This window comes from Paenibacillus sp. M2, from assembly GCF_046713495.1.
GTDB lineage: Bacteria > Bacillota > Bacilli > Paenibacillales > Paenibacillaceae > Paenibacillus > Paenibacillus amylolyticus_B.
Map to the genome: position 1 here is coordinate 6,995,384 of NZ_CP169648.1, position 20,206 is coordinate 7,015,589.

The window sequence follows — 20,206 nt, forward strand, 5'->3', positions numbered from 1 at the left end:
ATGTAAAAAGAATGGCCGAATGTATACACTTTCACTACGATTGCAGTACCATCTTCCGATCGCCGTTATCCCCAGATTTCTGTAGATCCCTTTTATACAAGGGAGAAATCCGGGAATAAATGCGACCACTTCGCTTCTTCAGATTGGTTCTGCACTTTCACTTCAATTACAGCTTGCCCTCTTCATGGTCTCCTGCAATGACTTCGTCCGTCTCGATCACATAGTTTACGATCTCTTCTACGGTCGTGTAAGCCACGCCCACATACGTATCGGCAGCGCCGTAATAGATGGCGATACGTCCGGTCTCTGCATCATGCAATGTTGCACACGGGAAAATGACGTTATCAACGAAGCCTTGTTCTTCATACCATTTTTCTGGTGTCAGCACGAAGTTGGAGGAACGATATTTTACTTTGGATGGCTCATCCAGATCCAGAATGACCGCACCCATGCTATAGACGAAACCGTTGCACGTTCCAGTTACGCCATGGTAGAACATCAGCCAGCCTTCGGACGTTTCGATCGGAGCAGGCCCGCCGCCAATTTTGACCGATTGCCACCAGCCTTGACCGCCTTTGCTCATGACATGACGGTGCTTGCCCCAGTACACGAGATCCGGGCTTTCGCTCAGGAAAATATCCCCGAATGGCGTATGTCCACTGTCACTTGGTCTGGACAACATTACATAGTTATCGTTGATTTTGCGCGGGAACAACACGCCATTCCGGTTAAACGGCAGCATTGGATTTTCGAGGCGGACAAATGTTTTGAAGTCATCTGTTTTGGCCAGGCCCAGTGCTGCACCATAGAAGTCTGTACACCAGATGATGTAATACGTGTCTTCGACTTTGACCAAACGTGGATCGTACGCATAGTTCGGCATAAACGGATCGCCATTTTCATCTACAAATGCAATGCGCTCTTCTTCAATCGTCCACTCCAAACCGTCCTCACTCGCCCCCATGTGAAGATGCGGACGGCCATTAACGGTTTCAGCACGGAATACCCCAATGAATTTCCCTTCATACGGTACAACGGCACTGTTAAAAATGCGGGCAACGCCTTTAACTGGATTACGTGGGACGACCGGATTCGCCAAATGTCTCCATACCGGGCCTTCCGTTCCCTCCGGTTTGTTCTCCCACGGCATATTCGGCAAAGCATCCCCAACAATGTGTACGTTTTTCGTTTCAGCAACTGACATTTTTCATTTCTCCCTTCGGTTAGGCTTTATGAAATGAATACTTAAAATTGCACTAGACCACTTCAATGACAGAACAACCTTGCGATCGCCGTTATCCCCAGATTTTTTTGATCCCTTATAAAAGGGGAAAATCCGGTTATAGCATATGCTTACGAAGTGAGCTTTCTTTCAGAAAGCTTTTAGCAAACACTCCGTTTCTCCAGCTTTTTTCTGTCCTCTTCGTTCCTGTGCATTCTCAATATGCATTTCATATAACCTCTCGTTTTTTTATTTAACTGAGCCTTGCGCGAAGCCATTGTAGATGTATTTCTGTAACAACAGGAAGATGATCATGGTTGGAATGATGGCGATCATGATGCCAGCGCTGATGACTTCCCACTGCGATCCGAAAGGTCCCTTGAATTTGAACAAGGCGGTGGATATGACCTGTAGATCGGTCTTTGGCATGTACAGGAACGGTGTGTAGAAGTCGTTATAGATGTTCACACCCTTCACGATAATGACCGTTACAATGGCCGGTTTCAGTAGTGGCAGAATGATTTTCCAGTAGATCGTGAAGTACGAGGCACCGTCCAGCATGGCGGATTCATCCAATGCACTTGAGATGGAGCCCAGGAATTGCAGGAAAATATAAACCGCGATGATATCTGTACCCAGGTACATGACGATGGCGGCCCAGCGTGTGTTGAACAGGTCGAGCGCGTTGATGATCTGGAATGTGGCAACCTGCGTTGTCACACTTGGGATCAGGGTAGCGAGCAGGAATGCCGCGACCATGATTTTCTTGCCTTTGAATTTGAACCGATCCAGCACATACGCGATCATGGAGCCCGTTAGGGTCGCTCCTATAATAGAGATGACCAGGATAATAATTGTATTTTTGAAACCAACCAGCATGTTGCCATCCACAAAAGCCTTTGCATAGTTCGCAAAGTTCAGCCAGTTGGCTGGCGGGGCAAGCGGGCTGCTGGTAGCGTATTCCGCATTCGTTTTGAGAGATGCAAACAGGATCACCACGATGGGTAACAATGCGATAAACGCCGCAAGCACCAGGGAAGCATATTTAACCACGCTCGCAAGGGTGTATTTGAGTTGTGTCACGTTTATTCCTCCCCTTTCATGGTGACGCGCTGCACGAGTGTAACGAGAATAACGATCATGAGCAGCACCACAGCCATGGCGGATGCCAGTCCCAGCTTGCCATATTTAAACGCCAAATGAACCGTCTGAATTACAAATGTCATACTGCCGTTGGAACCATCGGTCATGATATATGGAATATCGAACGCACTAATTGCGCCGCTAATCGCCAAGATCAGGTTGAGCTGCAGGATGCGTGTAATGCTTGGCAGGATGATGTGGCGGAATTGCTGCCAGCGATTGGCACCATCAATATCGGATGCTTCATACACATCCTTCGGAATGGAGGAGATTGCACCCAGGAAAATGATAAAGTTGAAGCCCATGTATCTCCATACCGATGCACCTGCGAGTGACACGTTGATAATATTGGGGTTACCGAGCCAGAGCTGCGTATATTGTCCCAGCCCTACAGCATGCATGAGCATATCGAGTGTACCATCCGGTTTGAAGAAAAAGAGGAAGATAAAACCGATAGCTACCCCATTCAGCAAATAAGGAAAAAACAGTATGCCTTTGAAGAAGTTTTTGCCTCGAACTTTGAAACTCAGAATGGTGGCAAAGTAAAGCGCCAACCCCATCTGTAAGAACGTAGCCACGAAGTAGTACAAGCTGACAATAAATACTTTGAAGTATTCCGGATCACTGAATATGCGGGTATAGTTCTCAAAGCCAACATAATCAAACCTTTTACTATATCCGTTCCAATCGGTGAAACTGTATTTGAACATGTTGATGACCGGTAAGTATGCAAACGTGAACAGCAACGCCAGGGGAATAGTTGAGAAGGCACAGATGATAAATATGCGTTGCGCTGAGTAACCCCAATTCGAAAGTTTTAAGTACTTCATGCTCTCCACACCTCCAAGCGGTTCTCCCGCCTATATATCGAAAGACTCCCGTCCAATGGAATCCTGGTGGAACACTGCCGGGGGAAGAGCATGGGTATTATGCTTTCAAATACCACATACTCCATGCTCCATTCATATATGGATTCCTATATCCCCGCAGTTCATTCATCACCTGATCCACTTACGTTAATCCCATTATTTCGTGAGTTCTGCTCGCGCTTTTACCCACTTGTCATTTAGGTCCTTCATGATGTCGTCATAGGATTCCTTGCGGTTACCAATACCTGCTTCGATAATGCGTTTCTTGAAGTCAGGCTGCCAGAGACCGATTTCGCCTTCGTTATCAATCTTGTCAACGAGACCTTCCTGACCTTCTTTGGCAGGGGTAAGTGTGGAGAATTTAACGTCTTTATATTGATCCAAAATCGGTGGCAATTCAGCGTTTTTGTCGGCATCCATACCGCCGCCCTGTTCAACTGCATAGTTCGATTTCGCCAGGAACCAGTCAATCCAGGCTTTCGCAGCAGGTTTGTTCTCGCTGTTCACGTTCATGCCGATGTTATAGTCAGCGGAAAGTGGTACCACAACCTCGCTTGCATTCGTAGGGAAAGGAAGGAATCCGATGTTATCCGGTGTATCCGTCATCCCTTGAATCTGTGTGATGGCCCATGAGCCAAGTGCCATTGTGGCAATTTTGCCTTTGGCCAGATCCGCTTTGGAGCTTTCCCAGTCGGTTGTCGTTGGATCTTTCTCGATTAAACCGTTCTTGGCTGCATCATAGAGCACTTTATATAGTTCATAGTGCGGCTGACCAGGCACAAAGTTTTCATCTGTATTCGGTTGATCCACGTTCACGTAGTCCACGCTGCCTGCAACCGTTGGCAGGTCCGATTCCCATTGGGTGAGAGCCCAGCCGGATGCATAGTTGGTGTAGAGCGGAACCGCATCTGTATTGTCTTTGATCAACTGAAGCGCAGCCTGGAATTGCTCAGGTGTTTTTGGAACTTCCATAATGCCTGCGTCTTTGAAGACCTGTTTGTTATAAATGATTCCAGAGAACGTAATTACGGTAGGGATACCGTAGACCTGACCATCCACCATGCGTTCTTCAATGGCGGTGTATTTGTCTTTCAACTCATCGTACGTGCCGAGCGGCTCGAAAAAGTCCGGGATATCTGCGATCGGAACACTGGTCGGAATCATCAGTACATCACCATAATCCTTGGTGCTCATACGGATCTTCACTTGTCCTTCGTAGTCGGCCAGTGCCTGGAAGTTTACTTTCACATCGGGATATTCCTTGTTGAATTCTGCTGCGTAGTCTTTGAACACGGTATCCACAATATCTGTCCGTTGCGTCAGAACGGTTATTTCACCTTTGATATCTGCCGGATCTGTACTGATCTCCTCCCCTGCCTGCGAAGATCCACCTCCGGATGAACATGCAGCAAGTAGCGAAGTGATGAGCAGCATCGTCAGCAACATCATCCAACCTTTGTTTTTTCTCAATTGTTTCGACCCCTCTCTTAATTTAATTAAGTTATCGTTAAGGTTGCAAAATGAATTCTATTATGGTAACGCTTACCTGTCAATTAAATTATTTATAACTTAACAAGAAAAATAGCAAAGTAATTCGTTGACATCTGTTTTTCAGAGCACTAATATGGACTAATAAAGTTACCGATAACCTAATAAATTAGATTGATGCACTATTCTGAAGGAGCGCTCACTTATGAATACAAAAACAACCGAACTTCAATCTGAGATTAAGGCGCATTGGGAGAAGCAGATTTTACCCTTCTGGTCCAACCTTAAAGATACAACCCACGGTGGATTCTACGGCTGGGTTGGCAATGATCTTCAGGTGAATCCACAGGCACCCAAAGGCGGGATCGCCACGGCACGGCAACTTTGGTCTTTTGCAGCAGCCTATCGGGTTACCGGAAACGAAAGATGGCGCGATCACGCGGAGCACGCCTATCGTTTTCTCGCTGACCATGTGATGGATAACGAATTTGGCGGCATGTACTGGATGGTAAATTACACAGGGGAAGCGCTGGACACGAGCAAACATGTGTATACGCAATCATTCGGCGTGTATTCACTCAGTGAGTACTATCGTGCTACCGGGGATGCTTCTGCATTGGAACTTGCGAAAACGCTTTTTGCTCTCATCGAGGACAAAGGTCTGGATGCCGAACTACCTGCGTACAAGGAACAATTTGATCGTACATGGAAGGAACAACCCAATGAAATGCTGAGCGAAAATGGGGTGATTGCGGATTACACCATGAATACGCATATCCATGTGCTGGAGGCCTACACCACGCTCTATCGCGTGTGGCCGGGTCAACAAGTGAGGGCGGCGCTGGAACGCCTGCTCGGAATTTTGTATGAACGTGTGTATGACCAAGACACCACGTTTCTCGGGGTATTTTTCAACAAACAGTGGGAATCCATCATTGACCTGCGCTCGTTCGGACATGACATTGAAGCCAGCTGGCTGATTGACGAAGCACTGAAAGTTCTGGGGATGGAACAACATCCGGAGTATGCGGCGATGGTAACGGATATTGCCTATAACATCTCCAATGTAGCCGTGAATGCGGATGGTTCCTTGTTAAATGAACAAGAAGGTGAACATATCGATGAGAAGCGAATTTGGTGGGTTCAGGCCGAGGCCATGGTGGGCTTCTATAATGCATATCAGCGTACAGGTGATCCATTGTTTCTGGAGAGAATGGAACGCTTGTGGACCTATACAAAAGAAAACATCATTGATCAGCGCGCTGGTGGGGAATGGTACTGGTCGGTTGATGGGAACGGAACACCGGATCAGAGCGAAATTGCCGGACCATGGAAATGCCCGTATCACAATAGCAGATTCTGTATTGAACTAATTGAGAGGATGGGATCAGAATGATACACCCGAAATACAAGGAGTTACTGGAGAAACAGGAGCAACTGCTTGCTCGCCCCAATGAGATCAATTCTTCATTCTACAACGGCGTATATGATCGGTATCAATATCCGGTAATCACTCGCCATCATGTGCCGCTGCATTGGAGATTCGATCTGGATGAGACGACGAACCCGCATTTTATGGAACGCCTGGGCATTAACGCAACGCTGAATCCGGGAGCCATCTATTTTAATGGCAAATACATCATGGTCATCCGTACGGAAGGATTGGACCGTAAATCGATCTTTGCGCTCGCCGAAAGTGACAATGGAATTGATGGATTCCGTTTCACGGGTAAACCACTGGTCTGGGATGATATCGATGCGGATGAAACCAATCAGTATGATATGCGTCTCGTTCAACATGAAGACGGCTGGATCTACGGCATCTATTGCTCTGAACGCAAAGACCCGGAGGCTCCTGCATTTGATACGTCCAGCGCAGTTGCACAGGCAGGGCTGGTCCGTACACGGGATCTTACAAGCTGGGAACGGTTGCCCAACATCACCACCAATTCCCCTCAACAGCGCAATGTCGTATTGCACCCGGAATTCGTGGATGGAAAGTATGCCTTCTACACCCGTCCACAGGACGGATTCATCTCGACAGGCAGCGGCGGCGGAATCGCCTTTGGCCTGTGTGAGGATATCTTGAACCCGGTCATTCATGAAGAGACGGTTATTGATGAACGGCAATATCATACGGTCTACGAAGTCAAAAACGGTCAAGGCCCTGCTCCGCTCAAAACGGATCGTGGCTGGATTCACATTGCTCACGGGGTTCGGAACACCGCAGCAGGACTGCGCTATGTGTTATACACTTTCGCAACGGATCTGAATGATCCGACGCGTGTGATTGCCAAGCCCGGCGGCCATTTCATTGCCCCTTATGACGACGAGCGTGTAGGCGATGTATCCAATGTTATTTTCTGCAATGGTGCTGTGGTGAATGAGAAGGAAGAAGTCTTTATCTATTACGCATCCAGTGATACCCGCTGTCATGTGGCAACTACCACTCTGGAGAAACTGGTTGATTATACGTTTAACACACCGGCAGATCCATACCGCTCCCTGGACTGTGCCAGCCAGCGGGGTCAGCTGATTGAAAAGAATGAGAAGCTTTTACAGAAACAATTAACGTAACATCGGTAGAGCGTCCTCTCAGGGAAACCTGCAATGTGCTGAAAATTAGCGAAACAACAGCCAGAATGGCTTTATTCCAAGTGGGTAACGATGTATACTGATATGGATTGTTATTATGTTGGAGGAAAGCACTCATCATAGTGACAGCACATTGTGCCTATACCGGCTTGAAGGAGGCGACCATACTGAAGAACAATATCACCATGCGGGATATCGCCGACAGGCTCGGGGTCAGCAGTGTGACCGTCTCGAAAGCGTTGAATGATAAAGATGGCGTGAGTGGCGAATTAAAAGAAAAAATTAAAGTGCTTGCTATTGAAATGGGTTATCGGTATAATGCCGCTGCCCGTTCGATGAAGGAAGGCTTAACTCATAATATTGGCGTAATTATCCCGGAGCGTTTTACCGGACCTACGCAGTCGTTCTATGTACGCGTGTTCCAGCGCATCACCAAACATCTGGAGGAACAGGGCTACTACGGCATTCTGCACATTCTGAATGTGGAGGATGAAGAAGAATTAACACTGCCCAAGCTGTACAGCGACAACAAGGTCGATGGTTTCATCGTGCTCGGACAGATCAGCAAAGAGTATATTGAACTGGTGCGATCAATGGAAGTTCCCAAAATGTTTCTCGACTTCTATGATGAACATTCGGACATTGATTCCGTCGTTACCGATAACTTCTACGCTGCCTATGAGCTGACGAACTATCTGGTTCAGCAGGGCCACCGTAACATTGCTTATGTAGGGAACCTGTATTCCACGAGCAGTATCCAGGACCGTTTCCTCGGGTATTACAAATCCTTGCTGGAACATCGGTTGCCGATGAATCCAAATCTAATTCTGAATGATCGGGATGAACGCGGTACTTTTATTGAAATCGATCTGCCCGAGCAGCTGCCAACGGCCTTTGTATGCAACTGTGATCAGGTCGCTCATCTGCTCGTTCAAAAACTGAATTCGATGGATATTCAGGTACCTGGCCAATGCTCTGTTGTTGGTTTTGATAATGATATCTATGCCACGCTCTCCGATCCCAAGCTGACAACCGTCGAAGTGGATGTGGAACAGATGGCGCGCACGGCAGTTCAGTCCATGCTCAAAAAGGTCGACAACCCAAACCGCAGTTTCGGCCGTGTACATGTGAAAGGCAATATTATCTATCGTGAATCGGTGAGTGCTACGTCTGCCTCATCAGATTCTATGGATGTCTGAATTATAGAATTAAATAAACGAACAAAGATGACTGGCCTTTATCTTACTGGCCAGTCTTTTCTGATGCATCGGAGCTTAACGACGGCGATGATCTGTTGAATTCTTCAAAAATGTAGTCGTTCTCCAAATCGAGAGGATGAGGATCAGCTCATACACATTGGTTAAAGCTCCACTTTCCACTGGCAGGGAGATTAACTGCCCTACAAACAATAATGCAGTCCCAACAAACAGCCATACCCATTTATGTCTGAAAAGCACAATCAAACTAACAAACAAGAGTACAATGCCCACGATGATAACCATCATCGGCGGACCTCCATGACCCTCTGCCATATATCGCAGTACTCCATACTCTTCTATAGCAGTGAGGTTTTTAACCTCGGATAAAGTAAAGCCTACAATCTGGTAGATAACCAGACCCAGCGTTATCAGCCATGCTGCCACATTCGTTATACTTCTATTTGCAAACTTGGCACCTGAGCTACGCAAGATATGGTAGCCAACAAGAATAAGGGTAGGCGTAGCGAAGGCATGTAGCCAAAATCGAAGGCTACTAAGAACGGTTAACAATTCCCCTTCTCCTACCAGGTTACCTACAGCAATAATTCCATTATCATATGCCAAGCTAAACGCTACGAATAGCTGAAAACTGGAATATGTGAGCCATTGTTTCCTTTGGGTTAAAACGACGACCATCCGAAAAACAAGTATCAAATAAACAAGAGTCAGTGCGGAGTATATCCATACATCCAAGCTGCTTCACCATCCTTATTGGTCAATTCTAATAAATTATACTTACCGGTAAGTATAATTACAAGGCGTACTTGTATAAATGGTTAATTTGTCATAAATTACTCACTGGGGTAATGAAGATAAATATCAATTTACAACGTTTACCCGGGAGACCAACACATGCTTTAGCTGGAGATAATACACCCTTACAAGGAATCATTCTTCTATAGACCACCAAACAGTTTATGGAGCTAAATTATATAAAAAGAGCACTCCCGGCTATCGTAGCCGCAGGAGCACTCTTTTCTTAGTTTAAAGAATGAAAAAGCAATAGGTTACTCTGATATCAATAACTTGTCTTCAACCAATTGTCCTTGGACCAGGTCAGTTTACCTGAACCCGCGCCATTGGAAGCAATGAGGCGTGCATTCAACGTAGATGGATCATCCGTGGTATAACTGTAAGGAAGTGTCGAGAAACCGTTCCAGGAGAACGATTTTATCACCGCCGGGATTGGCGCCAGTGGACTGCCAGACGTATCACTACTGCCACGGAATGAGCTGCCATCCAAAGAATACATGGTATCGGTCACTCTGATTTTGCCGGTATAGGTTGGATCTGCCGGATCGGTCTGATTGTTGCGAACAGGATACAGAACGTCCTTGATGACTGATTTCTCAACCAATACGGCTCCGCTCTCTGTGGAGATTGCCCCATTGCCAATGATATCGAACTTATAACCTTTGGACGCAATCGCTGTTGCCATCGAAGTTGTAATTTTGGCTTTAGCGGCACGTGCCCCTGTCGAATCCATCACGATGTTGTAAGCATGTGCGTTGCCTCCACGCAGGCGTGGCATCCGGTCCTGAATATCTTTGTACAGATTATGGTGAAGCGTCATGGACAGGTTCGCGTTAGCTGATTCCAAGCTGGTCGAACCGACCAGATGTCCTTTCTTTTGCGGTCCCGAGATGGCGATAATATCGGCTTTGCTAAGACCTACCGCACTGCTGCGCAGGTAGTTATACATGGGATAGGAAGCCTTGTTTGCTTCCAATTCGTTAATCTGCTGGGTAACCCAGCTGTTCGAGCTACCGTCATCCCCTTTGAAGAGGGACCAGGAGATGGTCACGCCGCTGGTTCCTTTTTTCGAATCGACGAGTCCGTCATAGGCTTTATTAAATGTGCAGTGATCAATCCATACGTTGCTGTTCTCCTCCAGGGTGATGTAATCCCAGTCATTCTTGTCGTAATCACCTTTGGTGGATTCATCCCATTCCCATAACTCATCAAACTCCAGATTACGGATGATGACATTCGAGCTTCGTTTCACGCTGATCGCTGCGTGTTTGATTTTGGAACCATTGGCGGAGAAAATCGTGAGTCCATTGAAACCGTCAATCGTGAGCTTGCTGACACCGGTCTGTTTTAATACGGGATGCGTCAGCGCATCATTATGCTTGGCAAAAGGAGAAGTCTGCGCTGCACTCGGAATTTCATTCCATCCCAGATTCAGATCGTTCATGATCTCAACGACTTTGACACCGGAGTTCTTTTTCAGTGCCAATGCCAGATCGGTCGCATTATACACTTTCTTATACGTGGCTGTGTTTGATTCGCTAATGATGCCGCCGCCCGCGTTCCCTTGGGAGAAGCCTGTAAGATTGTAATCTGCGTTACCCGCTGCCTGCACACTTGCCGGTCCGGACAATAAAGTTAACCCCAACGTTAGAGCCAGGGCTGTGCTGCATAAGCTACGAAATTTAGTTTTCATCGATTCCATTCCTCCCAATATATGATGATGACATTCGTCCATCGCTGCCATGCCAAGTTACGAAGGACATGTTCTCAATGTAAGTGTTAAAAGCGATTACAACAATAATCCCTATCTCACATGTGGTTAGGAAAGGCTGGTATGGTAAGGGTTTGTACTGTAAGCAACCTTGAATCGTACAGAGTTAACTTGGGAAGTGAGGTTTCAGGGATACATCGTGGTAACAAGAACATTCCAGATGGGATGAAATTAAAAAAGCAGGACTGCATCTGCCGCAGACCTGCTCGATTTTACTTTTTAATGGAACGTGTCCAGAAGCCGCCATGGAACTGTTTGGGCTCCACGGTAATGACAAATGCTTTGGGGTCCAGACTGAGAATCGTCTGATAGAGCAGTTTCTGGTTTTTTCGTTTCGCCAGAATCTCCATCACAAGCCGATCTCCGTCACGTCCACTACCCACCCACGCAGTAACACCGTAACCTTTGTCCCGCAGGGCATTCGCAACGTTGCTTCCCATCTGGTTACAAATTACTTTAACGGTAACGTAACCGAGGGCAATCTTCTCTTCGATCCAGGCCCCGAGTAATACACCGAGTCCATAACCTACCGCGTAGACGATCAGGGCAGATGGTTGGGTTAAATACTTGAGTACCAGATTCAGACCGAGCACATAGATCACTATCTCACCCATGCTGATCAGTGCGGCGATATATTTCTGGCCTTTAAGTGTCAGAATCATCCGTAATGTATAAGCCGATACATATACAATCTGGATCAAAAAGATAAATACCAATATTTTAAACAATCACAATCCCTCTTTCCTGGCCTTCACAACGGAATTGGCCCTTTGCTGCATATCCTCGACGATTTCGTGTCATCTATGCTTCCTGTATGTTCGCTCTATCTCCATCATTGGACGTTATACCCTCATTCTAAACGGTTGGATGTAAATCCGTAGGCATTTTCTGCTCTCTGGCATGCCGGAACTGCCATTATAGAACCGTTTGTACCGATTATCAACCCGGCGGAGGTCCCAGGGTCGAAAGCGGGGGTCTTTGAATATGCTGTATCATCATAAAGCCAAGCACGCTGGCACAGGATATCAGGTCAGAACCAGGATGGATGGTCAATACAAAAGGGGGTACCGTCATGCAGCTATGGCAGGAGATGGAGCGGGAAGGCATGGAGGAACTCATTTTTTGCCATGATGCACATAGTGGATTGAGGGCAGTCATTGCCATTCATAACACGGCTCTTGGACCTGCGCTGGGTGGATGTCGCTACTGGACATATGCGTCCGAGGAAGAGGCTGTTCGGGATGCCATGAAGCTTGCCAAAGGCATGACGTACAAAAATGCAATCTCCGGACTGCCGTATGGTGGCGGGAAAGTGGTCATATGGAATGTGCCTTTTGTGAAGAATACAAAACCGGATGAGGATGGTTGCGGATCTCAGTGTGGTGAGCAGGTCGCTGGAGATCTAGGGGTAGAGCAGCAAAAGAGCGCTGCCGCTGAACAGAAAGTCGCCGCTGATGAGATGATTTATCAACAAGATAAAAACCTGGATACGGACATATCCAAGCGGGCGCAGCGCTTTCGCGCACTGGGTCGTTGTCTGGAGCGGCTGAACGGACGGTACGTGACCGGTCTTGATCTGGGTACCACGGCAACAGACATGGACCAGATCCGACTGGAGACCGCACATGTGACGGACACCACCGGTTCGCTTGGGGCGCAGGATGACTTCACTGCCGAGATGACCGCCTACGGCGTACACATCGGCATTGTGACCTCGCTGCGCCAGCAAGGCATTGCATCTTTGCAGGGCATTCCCGTTGCCGTCCAGGGACTGGGCAAGGTCGGGTATGCCCTGTGCCGTTACCTGCATGCAGCCGGGGCACGGCTCATTGTGGCAGACGTTGTACTAGAGCGTGTACAACGTGCCCTTGTGCAGTTCAGCGGCGCCATCTCGGCCGATCCGGCCCATATCCACGCCGCTGACTGCAAGGTCTTCGCCCCCTGTGCCCTAGGGGGCGTACTGACCCCGGCAACGGCGGAGGAGCTGCGCTGCTCCATCGTTGCCGGGGCGGCCAACAACCAGCTGAGTGAACGACAGCTGGTTGCAGGCCGCATGCAGGCGCGCGGCATCCTGTACGCGCCTGATTATGTGCTCAACGCAGGCGGAATCACCTCCACCGCCTACGAGCTGGAAGGCGCCGGGCCTGACCTGATCCGCCAAAAGGTGGCGGGGATTGCAGGCACGCTGAGCAAGGTATACGCAGAAGCTACGCAATCTGCAATCTCCACAGCGGATGCAGCCGATCGGCTGGCGGAATCCATCCTCCGATCAGGCCATACAAGATAGGGTGCCCCCTCCTGAAGAACCTCCACTGCTTTACTTCATTCTAAAGAACCTGATACACGCTATTTGGTCCTTTTAGCATGGATCTAATATCTAATGAATCTCAGACACGTTATTGTGCCTAGTTTGGTCCTTTTTCAAGCTAAACAACTACTTTTCCGAAGGATAGCGTTCCTGAGGTTCGTTAGAATTTATATTTCAGATTTTTGCCCCGAATAGGTTTTCTCAGGTTCGTTAGCGCTGCGGCCGAACATTTCTTTGGGGTAGTATCACCTATCAAAAAGAGCTAACCCCGACATCCATGTCCAGGTTAGCTCTTCTTAGTTCTTCTTAGCACTCTTAACTCTTCTAGGCTCTTATCACTTCGTCCTTCTACTTTCTAATCCCTTATCGCTTTTCTTTTATTCTTCTGTCCTGCTGTAACTTCTCAAACTGCAACCGACCTCTTCTCCGCTGTCTTCTTCTCTCGAAACAGCAGCGTCCACAGCATCATATTCGCTACGATTAGTAGCGCACCATAGATCCATACACCCCCCGATATCGAACGGAAGAAGACATGGACTCCCCATAACATGGCAAGCACAGGGAGGGCGGCGAATACATACCAACCATCACTTTGCTGTGCCATACTGAAAGATTGGGAGAACGGCGGCTTACGCAGCAACAATTTGCCTGCCAGTGGCACAAGCGCCGTAGCTGTCAGCATAATTATCGCAATATCCGGCAGTATCCGTAATCCAAATGTCCAGGTGAACAAAATAGCATTTGCTAAGAATATAGGCAGGAACATGTTGCACAGGAACGCCTTCAGAGCACCTTTATATAACGCGCTATCATTCGCCATCGGTGCAGCGCGAAAGGTCCAGAACGCCTTGTATTGTCCCGAAAATTTCAGCATGACTACCACCGTTACAACCAGAATCAGCACGATGTAAAAGGTGTATACAAACGAACTTTGCCTAAACTCCGCCCAGGTGGAGGATTGCAATTGGGTATACCAAAATATATAAGGCAAAACAAAGGATAAACCAAGCGATGGATACACCTTCAGCTTGAATTCCCGTTCGTTACGCATCATGCTGGCGGACAGACGGAAGCAAGCCTGCTCCTCTCTGGAACGACTGACCACCTTGGAGATCAAACGATCCCATGTTCCGCGTCTGCGTCCAGATGACTGACCCGAGTGTGCCATTTTCTCCAGATACATTTCAAAGGAAGGCATCAGCTTCACATATACGATCAGACTCACCACAGGAACCAAGACTGCCAGTGCTGTGAACGTATAGAGCCACACATTCCCTCCCCCTGCAAATAACCATTCATAGGCAGCCGCATACCATAACGGGGGCAACAGCAACTGCCACCAAGTCGGTGTAAATACCATACCAAAGTCAAACATGCTGAACGAACGAATGACCAGCTGATAACCGATCGCAATCCCCACCGAGAGAAGAATCTGTACCATATTGATCATATCCTTCAGCTTCTCGCCATCCAGAAACTTCATCATGAGAAGATAAATCAGGGATGTGGTCACCAGAATCAGCATGTTGATCAAAATTAATTCCACAAGGAAGATCAGAAAGAATCCGATGCCATGCGTAATCAACGCGGCAATTAGCGGTACACCTGTTAACGAACCCGTCAGCAGGAACAGATAGACACCTGCATGAATGGCTCGGGCCATACCTACCGTTCGTCCATTAACAGGCTTCGTCATGATAATATTACGGTCCCGGATGTCCAGCAGTACGGAGGAGAAATCCGAGATCATGGACGTCATGATCATAAACATTAAGATGCCGAACACCAGACCCATTTGAAGCATGAAATGCCCTGTATCCCACACGATGAAGGGAACCATCATCAGTCCCATTAATCCATACAACCACAGGGATCGATGAAACTGATTACCTTCCTTGCGCTCCTTTTTCCCTGAATTGTTGGACAAAATGGTAGGTACTCTACGTTGATCCATCTGGAACTTCACTCGCAAAATCAGGCGCAGCACATCATAATCAGCCCCTGTTCTGACGATGATCGGACGAAAGCGATCCAGGATCTTCAGCGTGCGGAAGTCGGAGGTTTCCTCCATATCAGTACACCTCCTGCACAATCGATACGAATCGCTCAGCAATGGCTATGTGCTCATTGAAACCCGTCAATTGATTGAAGACTTCCTCCAGCGTACCCTCCATGGACTGCTGTTGGAGCTGCTTAAACGTACCGTCTGCCACGACGCGTCCTTCAGCGATCAGTACAATTCGACTGCTGATCTTCTCCACCACATCCATGATGTGTGACGAATAGAAGATCGTTGTGCCTTTGGCTGACAACTGCGATAAAATCTCTTTGACCACCATCACACTATTGGCATCCAATCCGCTGAGCGGTTCATCCAGGAACAACAGATCCGGGTCATGCAGCAGCGCAGAGATCAACAGCACTTTCTGACGCATACCTTTGGAAAAGGATGCAATGCGGGAATGATATGATTTTTCCAGTCCAAAACAATCCATCAATAGCTTGGCTTTGTAATCCGCATCTTCATAGGACATACCGTATAACTCTCCCGTAAAAGTCAGATACTCCGCAGGCGTTAATTGTTCGTACAATTCCGCCACCTCCGGAACATAGCCGATTCTGCGTTTATACTCCACATCGCCATCCGCAATATCTTTACCAAAGATTCGCACCGTGCCTACATACCCTTCAACCAGCCCGAGTAAAATCTTAACCGTCGTACTTTTGCCAGCCCCGTTGGGACCAATATATCCAATCATCTCACCGCGATTCACTTCCAGATCGATGCCGTTCAGCACATAACGTCCGTTGTATCTCATACGCAAGCTTTCAATTGATAGCACTTGTTGTTCACTCACTTCGTTATCCAGCTCCTGTCTCTATCTTTTTCTACAATTCTACTAGTTTACCACAGTTTGGTATGGTAATGATCGGATATAGGTCACGATATGAGCCATCAGCTGGATATCCCCATCGAGTAAGAGCATCACATAACATGCGTGAATACATCACAAAGCCCCTGTCCCACCTTATGGTAAGAGACAAGGGCTTCCACTTTATGTTGAACTTTATTTTATAATATCTAAAACGTCTTACTGCACTTTAACAATCTGAAAATGCTGATTCGTACCGCCATTATCCGTCCACTGGATGGCCGCAGCCCCATCTGCCAGGGATTGACTGGAGATATCCAAGACCTTGCCTGTACTACGATTCTTCAGTTTATAATAACCACCACCTACATGGACGAGCTGCCATTGCTGGCTGGCCCAGCCCCCGTCATTCCACTGTTCAATGACAGCCCCATCGGTCGTGGAACCATTCTCCACACCGATCAGTTTGCCGCTGGAACGGTTGATAATTTTGACATAGCCCCCACCCGCATCGGTAATCTGCCACTGTTGACTTGTTGTTCCCCCATCTGCTCGCTGCTCCACATCCGCACCGTTGGCGGAAGAACCCCCGATGACATTCAGTAATTTATTGCTTTTACGGCTAATCAGCTGATATGAAGCATTCGAGTCCCAGACATCCGGTGTATTCACTCCGGTCACATTCCCTGTTGCTGTATCAATCGTAATACTGCTGGCCCAGTTCATCGCCAGACTAGTTGCGCTAGGGAACGATAGGGGTAGCCAAACATACTTGGAATCCTGCACAGGTCCGCTCCATGCACCAGCCCAGCGGTCACCCATGTAAAGATAGGATGTGGTCTGTGAACCTTCTACAGGAACGACATAGGTGGATTGGGAACCATACGTTGTGCTGTCTCCAAAATTGCTAAGGCCGCTCCATGTGCCTGTAATGCTGGAGGCTGTCGCATATTTGGCCTGATTTGGATTCCAGCCGGTCGCACCCGAGGTGATCAGGAAGTAAACGCCGTCTTTTTTGAATAGGGCTGGCGCTTCACGATATTGTCCGGGCCACAGCGTTGTGACAAGCGATTCCACACCCAGGAAATCAGGGGTCAGCTTATATATATTCAGATCGGCATTCACTCGGGTTGCGGAGATCAGATAAGCGGTTCCGTTATCGTTGTACACCGTCATATCTCTGGAATCATATCCAAGGGGACGATAGCTGCCCACATACGTGTAGTTGCCATCAACCGTATTCGAAGTAGCTACGGCCACTCTGGCCTCGCCATAATCCAGACCATTCTCCTTGTGCATCCAAAGTACATATTTTCCAGTCGAACTATTGTAGATAACTTTCGGGCGTTCAATGTTGGAGATATTTAATTCGGCTGCCGAGCTGCTGGTCAGCACATCATTGCGATATTCCCAGTTTTTCAGATCCGATGAACGATACACAGATACCGCCTTGAACGTTCCATTTGGGTTGCGATTCTCCCCAAACCAGTAATAATACCCATTTGCCTTGATCATCCCGCCCCCATGGGCATGAACGACATTGCCATTGGTATCCTTGAACTGTATCCCGTTCGTAACACTAAGCGGAGCAGCTGAAGCATCCGGTCCGGGTGCAAGCAGCATACCTATGGATTGCAGCGCCAAAACCAAAGCAAGCAGATAACTCAAGCGGCGGGTAAAGCGACGTGAATGTGTATTCTTTTTCAACCATCTATCGTTCATAGCCATATCGTAATGCACCTCCACGTTTTTTTATGAAGCGCTTACATATAATTAAAATCGATATGTCTTATCTGCCTCCGATCGATGATGCATTTCAGCATTAGAATTCCTGGCAATACTGGCTGGGCGTTCACCTCCTTGATTCAGATTGTAGCCGCCACGTTCCTGCTCGAATAGTGAACAATCCGGCGGAACATGTACAATTCCATACTCCCCGCTCTCCATAAAAAGCAAAAAGACGCTTCCTCCGAAGCGTCCTCTGCTATCCCTGCCCTGCCCCTCCATGATGTAACGATCTCTAGCTGTGTGCGGCTGTTCGTGGGCAGGTTCGTTAAATGATGTTTTATCGGCATTTTCTCGCCCTTATTGCTTAATCTTGGTCGTAAAATTCCTGGTCGAACGATAACACTTTACCAGTGTTGGCATCGATATCTACATCTGCTTCACCTTGAGCTGTTCTCAGTTCGATCTCATACACATAGCGACCATCATCATGATCCAGCTCGACCTTGGTTACTTTACCACCCGTAACTTGTTTCAAAGCAATGTTTGAAGCTTGGGATGCTGTCAATTTGACCTGCTTAGAGGCAGAGCTGTTGGATGTATTGCCTGTAACAGTGCCTTGATAGTCATCGTCATCATCGTAGTCTTCATCATCCACGACTGCCAAGATTTTGCCTGTGTACGCATCCAGACGAACGACAACATCATTTTTGCCTTTTCGATCAATCTCGATTTCATAGAACGTTTGGCCGTTTCTGCGCTCCAGATCCACGTCATCCACTTTACCATCGGCTGCTTTTAACGCCAACGCTTTCGCTTGTGATGCATTCAGCATTTTACCTGTGCTGTTCTGATTCTGTGTTACAGATTGTGTTGTTGACGTTGGTGTAGTTTGCACCGATTGTCCGTTCACATTCCCGCTAGCCGCTACGGCCGATCCACCAAGTAATACCGCTGCTGATAAGCTGCCAATCCAAAGTTTATGTTTGTTCATCATCATCATTCATCTCCTCGTTGTTGTTGTTTTCGTTCTCGTCTACATTTATAGAATAACCTGCAGGAATGAGAGATCAGCGAGAGTTAGATTAGAATTTGATGAGAAAATGAGGAGAGTGCTCATTTAACAGGTATCCATGTCCATCTAATTGAAAAAGATGACCCCTAAACTAGGAATCATCTCTTTGAAGCGATTTTACCCTGTATTCAAAGGGTTTTCTTCTGAACTTTAACTTTTAATCATCGTCCTCATCCCAAGTCACCGAACGAATCGCTCCCGAGATGGCATTCACCTGCACAATAGCCTCCCGGCCATCCGCCAGATCAATTTCAACCAGATAATACGGATTCCCGCTATTGGTTCCACGCAGTTCAATGTCGTCCACTTCCCCCTGGACCTCCGCAAGTGCCTTCTGCTTGGCTTGTTTCTCGCTCAGAAACTGAGGTTTGGGATCATCCTTGGTTGGTTCAGTTGTCGGGGCTGTTATTGTTTTGGAAGATATCGTCTCTCCCGTATATGGATCAATCGTGAGTTCTTCACGGCTGTTATCCTTCGCCTTCACTACCGCAGTGTATACCGGACTGCCTTGCTGCTCTACAAGTTCAAGCGAGACCAATTGGTTATCTGTTTGTTGTTTTAACAACGCCGTCTTGATCTGCTCGCGGCTCCATAACGTCTTCTCTTCCGCTTGCGGGTTCGACTCCAGCCGTTTAATGGAATTCACAGCAGCTGTAACGGCATCCACTTGCACATCATATAGGCCGGTCTCCGAACGGAGCTGCATGATATACGTCCCGTCCTTCAACGTGGAATTCACAATCTCCCCTGGATATTGATCCAGTACGGATTGAGCTGCCGCATCTGCCGTAAGTACCGCACCCGTCGATTGCCAAGGCTTCCACCAAGCAACTACTGCTACAATCAGCACAATGAGAAGCCCTGAACCCCACCAGAGTGATCTTCGCGATTTCGCCCATCCACTGTTCCCCTGTTCATGCCGCTTCATTTCCGGTGGTCGCTGCTCATGCTCTGTCATCACGTTTCCCCCTTATAGCTCTCCCCATAGCCCAAGTACAAATGCTATATATTCGGTCTGAGTTTAGTTTCCAATGGCTACTACATCAAATGAACTAATCTTTTACACAATACGGAGAGGACAGAAAAAACCTGAAAAGCGAAGCGTTCGCCTTTATCCCCGGATTT

At 47.6% G+C, this 20,206-nt stretch carries 17 protein-coding genes; 4 read left to right on the plus strand and 13 right to left on the minus strand.

Going from position 1 to position 20,206, the window contains the following annotated elements:
* Positions 1-166 precede the first annotated feature (166 nt).
* The 4 genes from ACETMN_RS31805 to ACETMN_RS31820 all read right to left on the minus strand — a co-directional run bounded on the left by ACETMN_RS31805 (position 167) and on the right by ACETMN_RS31820 (position 4,704).
* A complete protein-coding gene (locus ACETMN_RS31805; RefSeq protein ID WP_411735544.1) occupies positions 167-1,204 on the minus strand; it encodes a glycosylase in 1,038 nt (345 codons plus the stop codon).
* 267 nt (positions 1,205-1,471) lie between these two features.
* Positions 1,472-2,305, minus strand: coding sequence for a carbohydrate ABC transporter permease (locus ACETMN_RS31810; RefSeq protein ID WP_091012558.1), 834 nt, complete (start codon positions 2,303-2,305; stop codon positions 1,472-1,474).
* A 2-nt stretch (positions 2,306-2,307) separates the two neighbouring features.
* Positions 2,308-3,195, minus strand: coding sequence for a carbohydrate ABC transporter permease (locus ACETMN_RS31815; RefSeq protein WP_091012556.1), 888 nt, complete (start codon positions 3,193-3,195; stop codon positions 2,308-2,310).
* A 195-nt stretch (positions 3,196-3,390) separates the two neighbouring features.
* The gene (locus tag ACETMN_RS31820; protein WP_091012554.1) at positions 3,391-4,704 is read right to left on the minus strand and encodes an ABC transporter substrate-binding protein; all 1,314 of its coding nucleotides are present in this window, start codon (positions 4,702-4,704) and stop codon (positions 3,391-3,393) included.
* A 223-nt stretch (positions 4,705-4,927) separates the two neighbouring features.
* On the opposite strand from ACETMN_RS31820, the gene ACETMN_RS31825 reads away from it, so the two are divergent.
* The 3 genes from ACETMN_RS31825 to ACETMN_RS31835 all read left to right on the plus strand — a co-directional run bounded on the left by ACETMN_RS31825 (position 4,928) and on the right by ACETMN_RS31835 (position 8,516).
* Positions 4,928-6,118 carry an AGE family epimerase/isomerase gene (locus ACETMN_RS31825; RefSeq protein WP_411735545.1) on the plus strand — a complete coding sequence of 397 codons (1,191 nt, stop codon included), beginning with the start codon at positions 4,928-4,930 and terminating at the stop codon, positions 6,116-6,118.
* Positions 6,115-7,299 carry a glycosidase gene (locus ACETMN_RS31830; protein WP_411735546.1) on the plus strand — a complete coding sequence of 395 codons (1,185 nt, stop codon included), beginning with the start codon at positions 6,115-6,117 and terminating at the stop codon, positions 7,297-7,299. The genes ACETMN_RS31825 and ACETMN_RS31830 overlap by 4 nt, the downstream gene beginning before the upstream one ends.
* A 140-nt stretch (positions 7,300-7,439) precedes the next feature.
* Positions 7,440-8,516: a substrate-binding domain-containing protein gene (locus ACETMN_RS31835; RefSeq protein WP_411735547.1), complete on the plus strand. Its 1,077-nt coding sequence runs from the start codon at positions 7,440-7,442 to the stop codon at positions 8,514-8,516.
* A gap of 75 nt (positions 8,517-8,591) precedes the next feature.
* Here ACETMN_RS31835 and ACETMN_RS31840 read toward each other — a convergent pair whose 3' ends face one another.
* The 3 genes from ACETMN_RS31840 to ACETMN_RS31850 all read right to left on the minus strand — a co-directional run bounded on the left by ACETMN_RS31840 (position 8,592) and on the right by ACETMN_RS31850 (position 11,828).
* A complete protein-coding gene (locus ACETMN_RS31840) occupies positions 8,592-9,269 on the minus strand; it encodes a hypothetical protein (RefSeq protein WP_411735548.1) in 678 nt (225 codons plus the stop codon).
* A 325-nt stretch (positions 9,270-9,594) separates the two neighbouring features.
* Positions 9,595-11,022 (minus strand): hypothetical protein, encoded by a 1,428-nt coding sequence (locus tag ACETMN_RS31845; protein WP_411735549.1) that lies wholly within the window; start codon positions 11,020-11,022, stop codon positions 9,595-9,597.
* Between the two features lie 290 nt (positions 11,023-11,312).
* Positions 11,313-11,828, minus strand: coding sequence for a DUF2179 domain-containing protein (locus tag ACETMN_RS31850; RefSeq protein WP_091012544.1), 516 nt, complete (start codon positions 11,826-11,828; stop codon positions 11,313-11,315).
* A gap of 344 nt (positions 11,829-12,172) precedes the next feature.
* On the opposite strand from ACETMN_RS31850, the gene ACETMN_RS31855 reads away from it, so the two are divergent.
* Positions 12,173-13,387, plus strand: coding sequence for a Leu/Phe/Val dehydrogenase (locus ACETMN_RS31855; RefSeq protein ID WP_411735550.1), 1,215 nt, complete (start codon positions 12,173-12,175; stop codon positions 13,385-13,387).
* A gap of 424 nt (positions 13,388-13,811) precedes the next feature.
* Here the strand turns inward: ACETMN_RS31855 and ACETMN_RS31860 are convergent, their stop codons facing one another.
* The 6 genes from ACETMN_RS31860 to ACETMN_RS31885 all read right to left on the minus strand — a co-directional run bounded on the left by ACETMN_RS31860 (position 13,812) and on the right by ACETMN_RS31885 (position 20,039).
* Positions 13,812-15,479 carry a hypothetical protein gene (locus tag ACETMN_RS31860; protein WP_411735551.1) on the minus strand — a complete coding sequence of 556 codons (1,668 nt, stop codon included), beginning with the start codon at positions 15,477-15,479 and terminating at the stop codon, positions 13,812-13,814.
* 1 nt (position 15,480) lies between these two features.
* Positions 15,481-16,266, minus strand: a complete 786-nt coding sequence (locus ACETMN_RS31865) for an ABC transporter ATP-binding protein (RefSeq protein ID WP_105600387.1) — start codon at positions 16,264-16,266, stop codon at positions 15,481-15,483.
* A gap of 234 nt (positions 16,267-16,500) precedes the next feature.
* Positions 16,501-18,009: an RICIN domain-containing protein gene (locus ACETMN_RS31870; protein WP_411735552.1), complete on the minus strand. Its 1,509-nt coding sequence runs from the start codon at positions 18,007-18,009 to the stop codon at positions 16,501-16,503.
* 45 nt (positions 18,010-18,054) lie between these two features.
* Positions 18,055-18,237, minus strand: coding sequence for a hypothetical protein (locus ACETMN_RS31875; protein WP_411735553.1), 183 nt, complete (start codon positions 18,235-18,237; stop codon positions 18,055-18,057).
* 136 nt (positions 18,238-18,373) lie between these two features.
* On the minus strand, positions 18,374-19,003 hold the full coding sequence (locus tag ACETMN_RS31880; protein WP_411735554.1) for a PepSY domain-containing protein: 630 nt from the start codon (positions 19,001-19,003) through the stop codon (positions 18,374-18,376).
* Between the two features lie 235 nt (positions 19,004-19,238).
* Positions 19,239-20,039: a PepSY domain-containing protein gene (locus ACETMN_RS31885; RefSeq protein WP_411735555.1), complete on the minus strand. Its 801-nt coding sequence runs from the start codon at positions 20,037-20,039 to the stop codon at positions 19,239-19,241.
* Positions 20,040-20,206 lie beyond the last annotated feature (167 nt).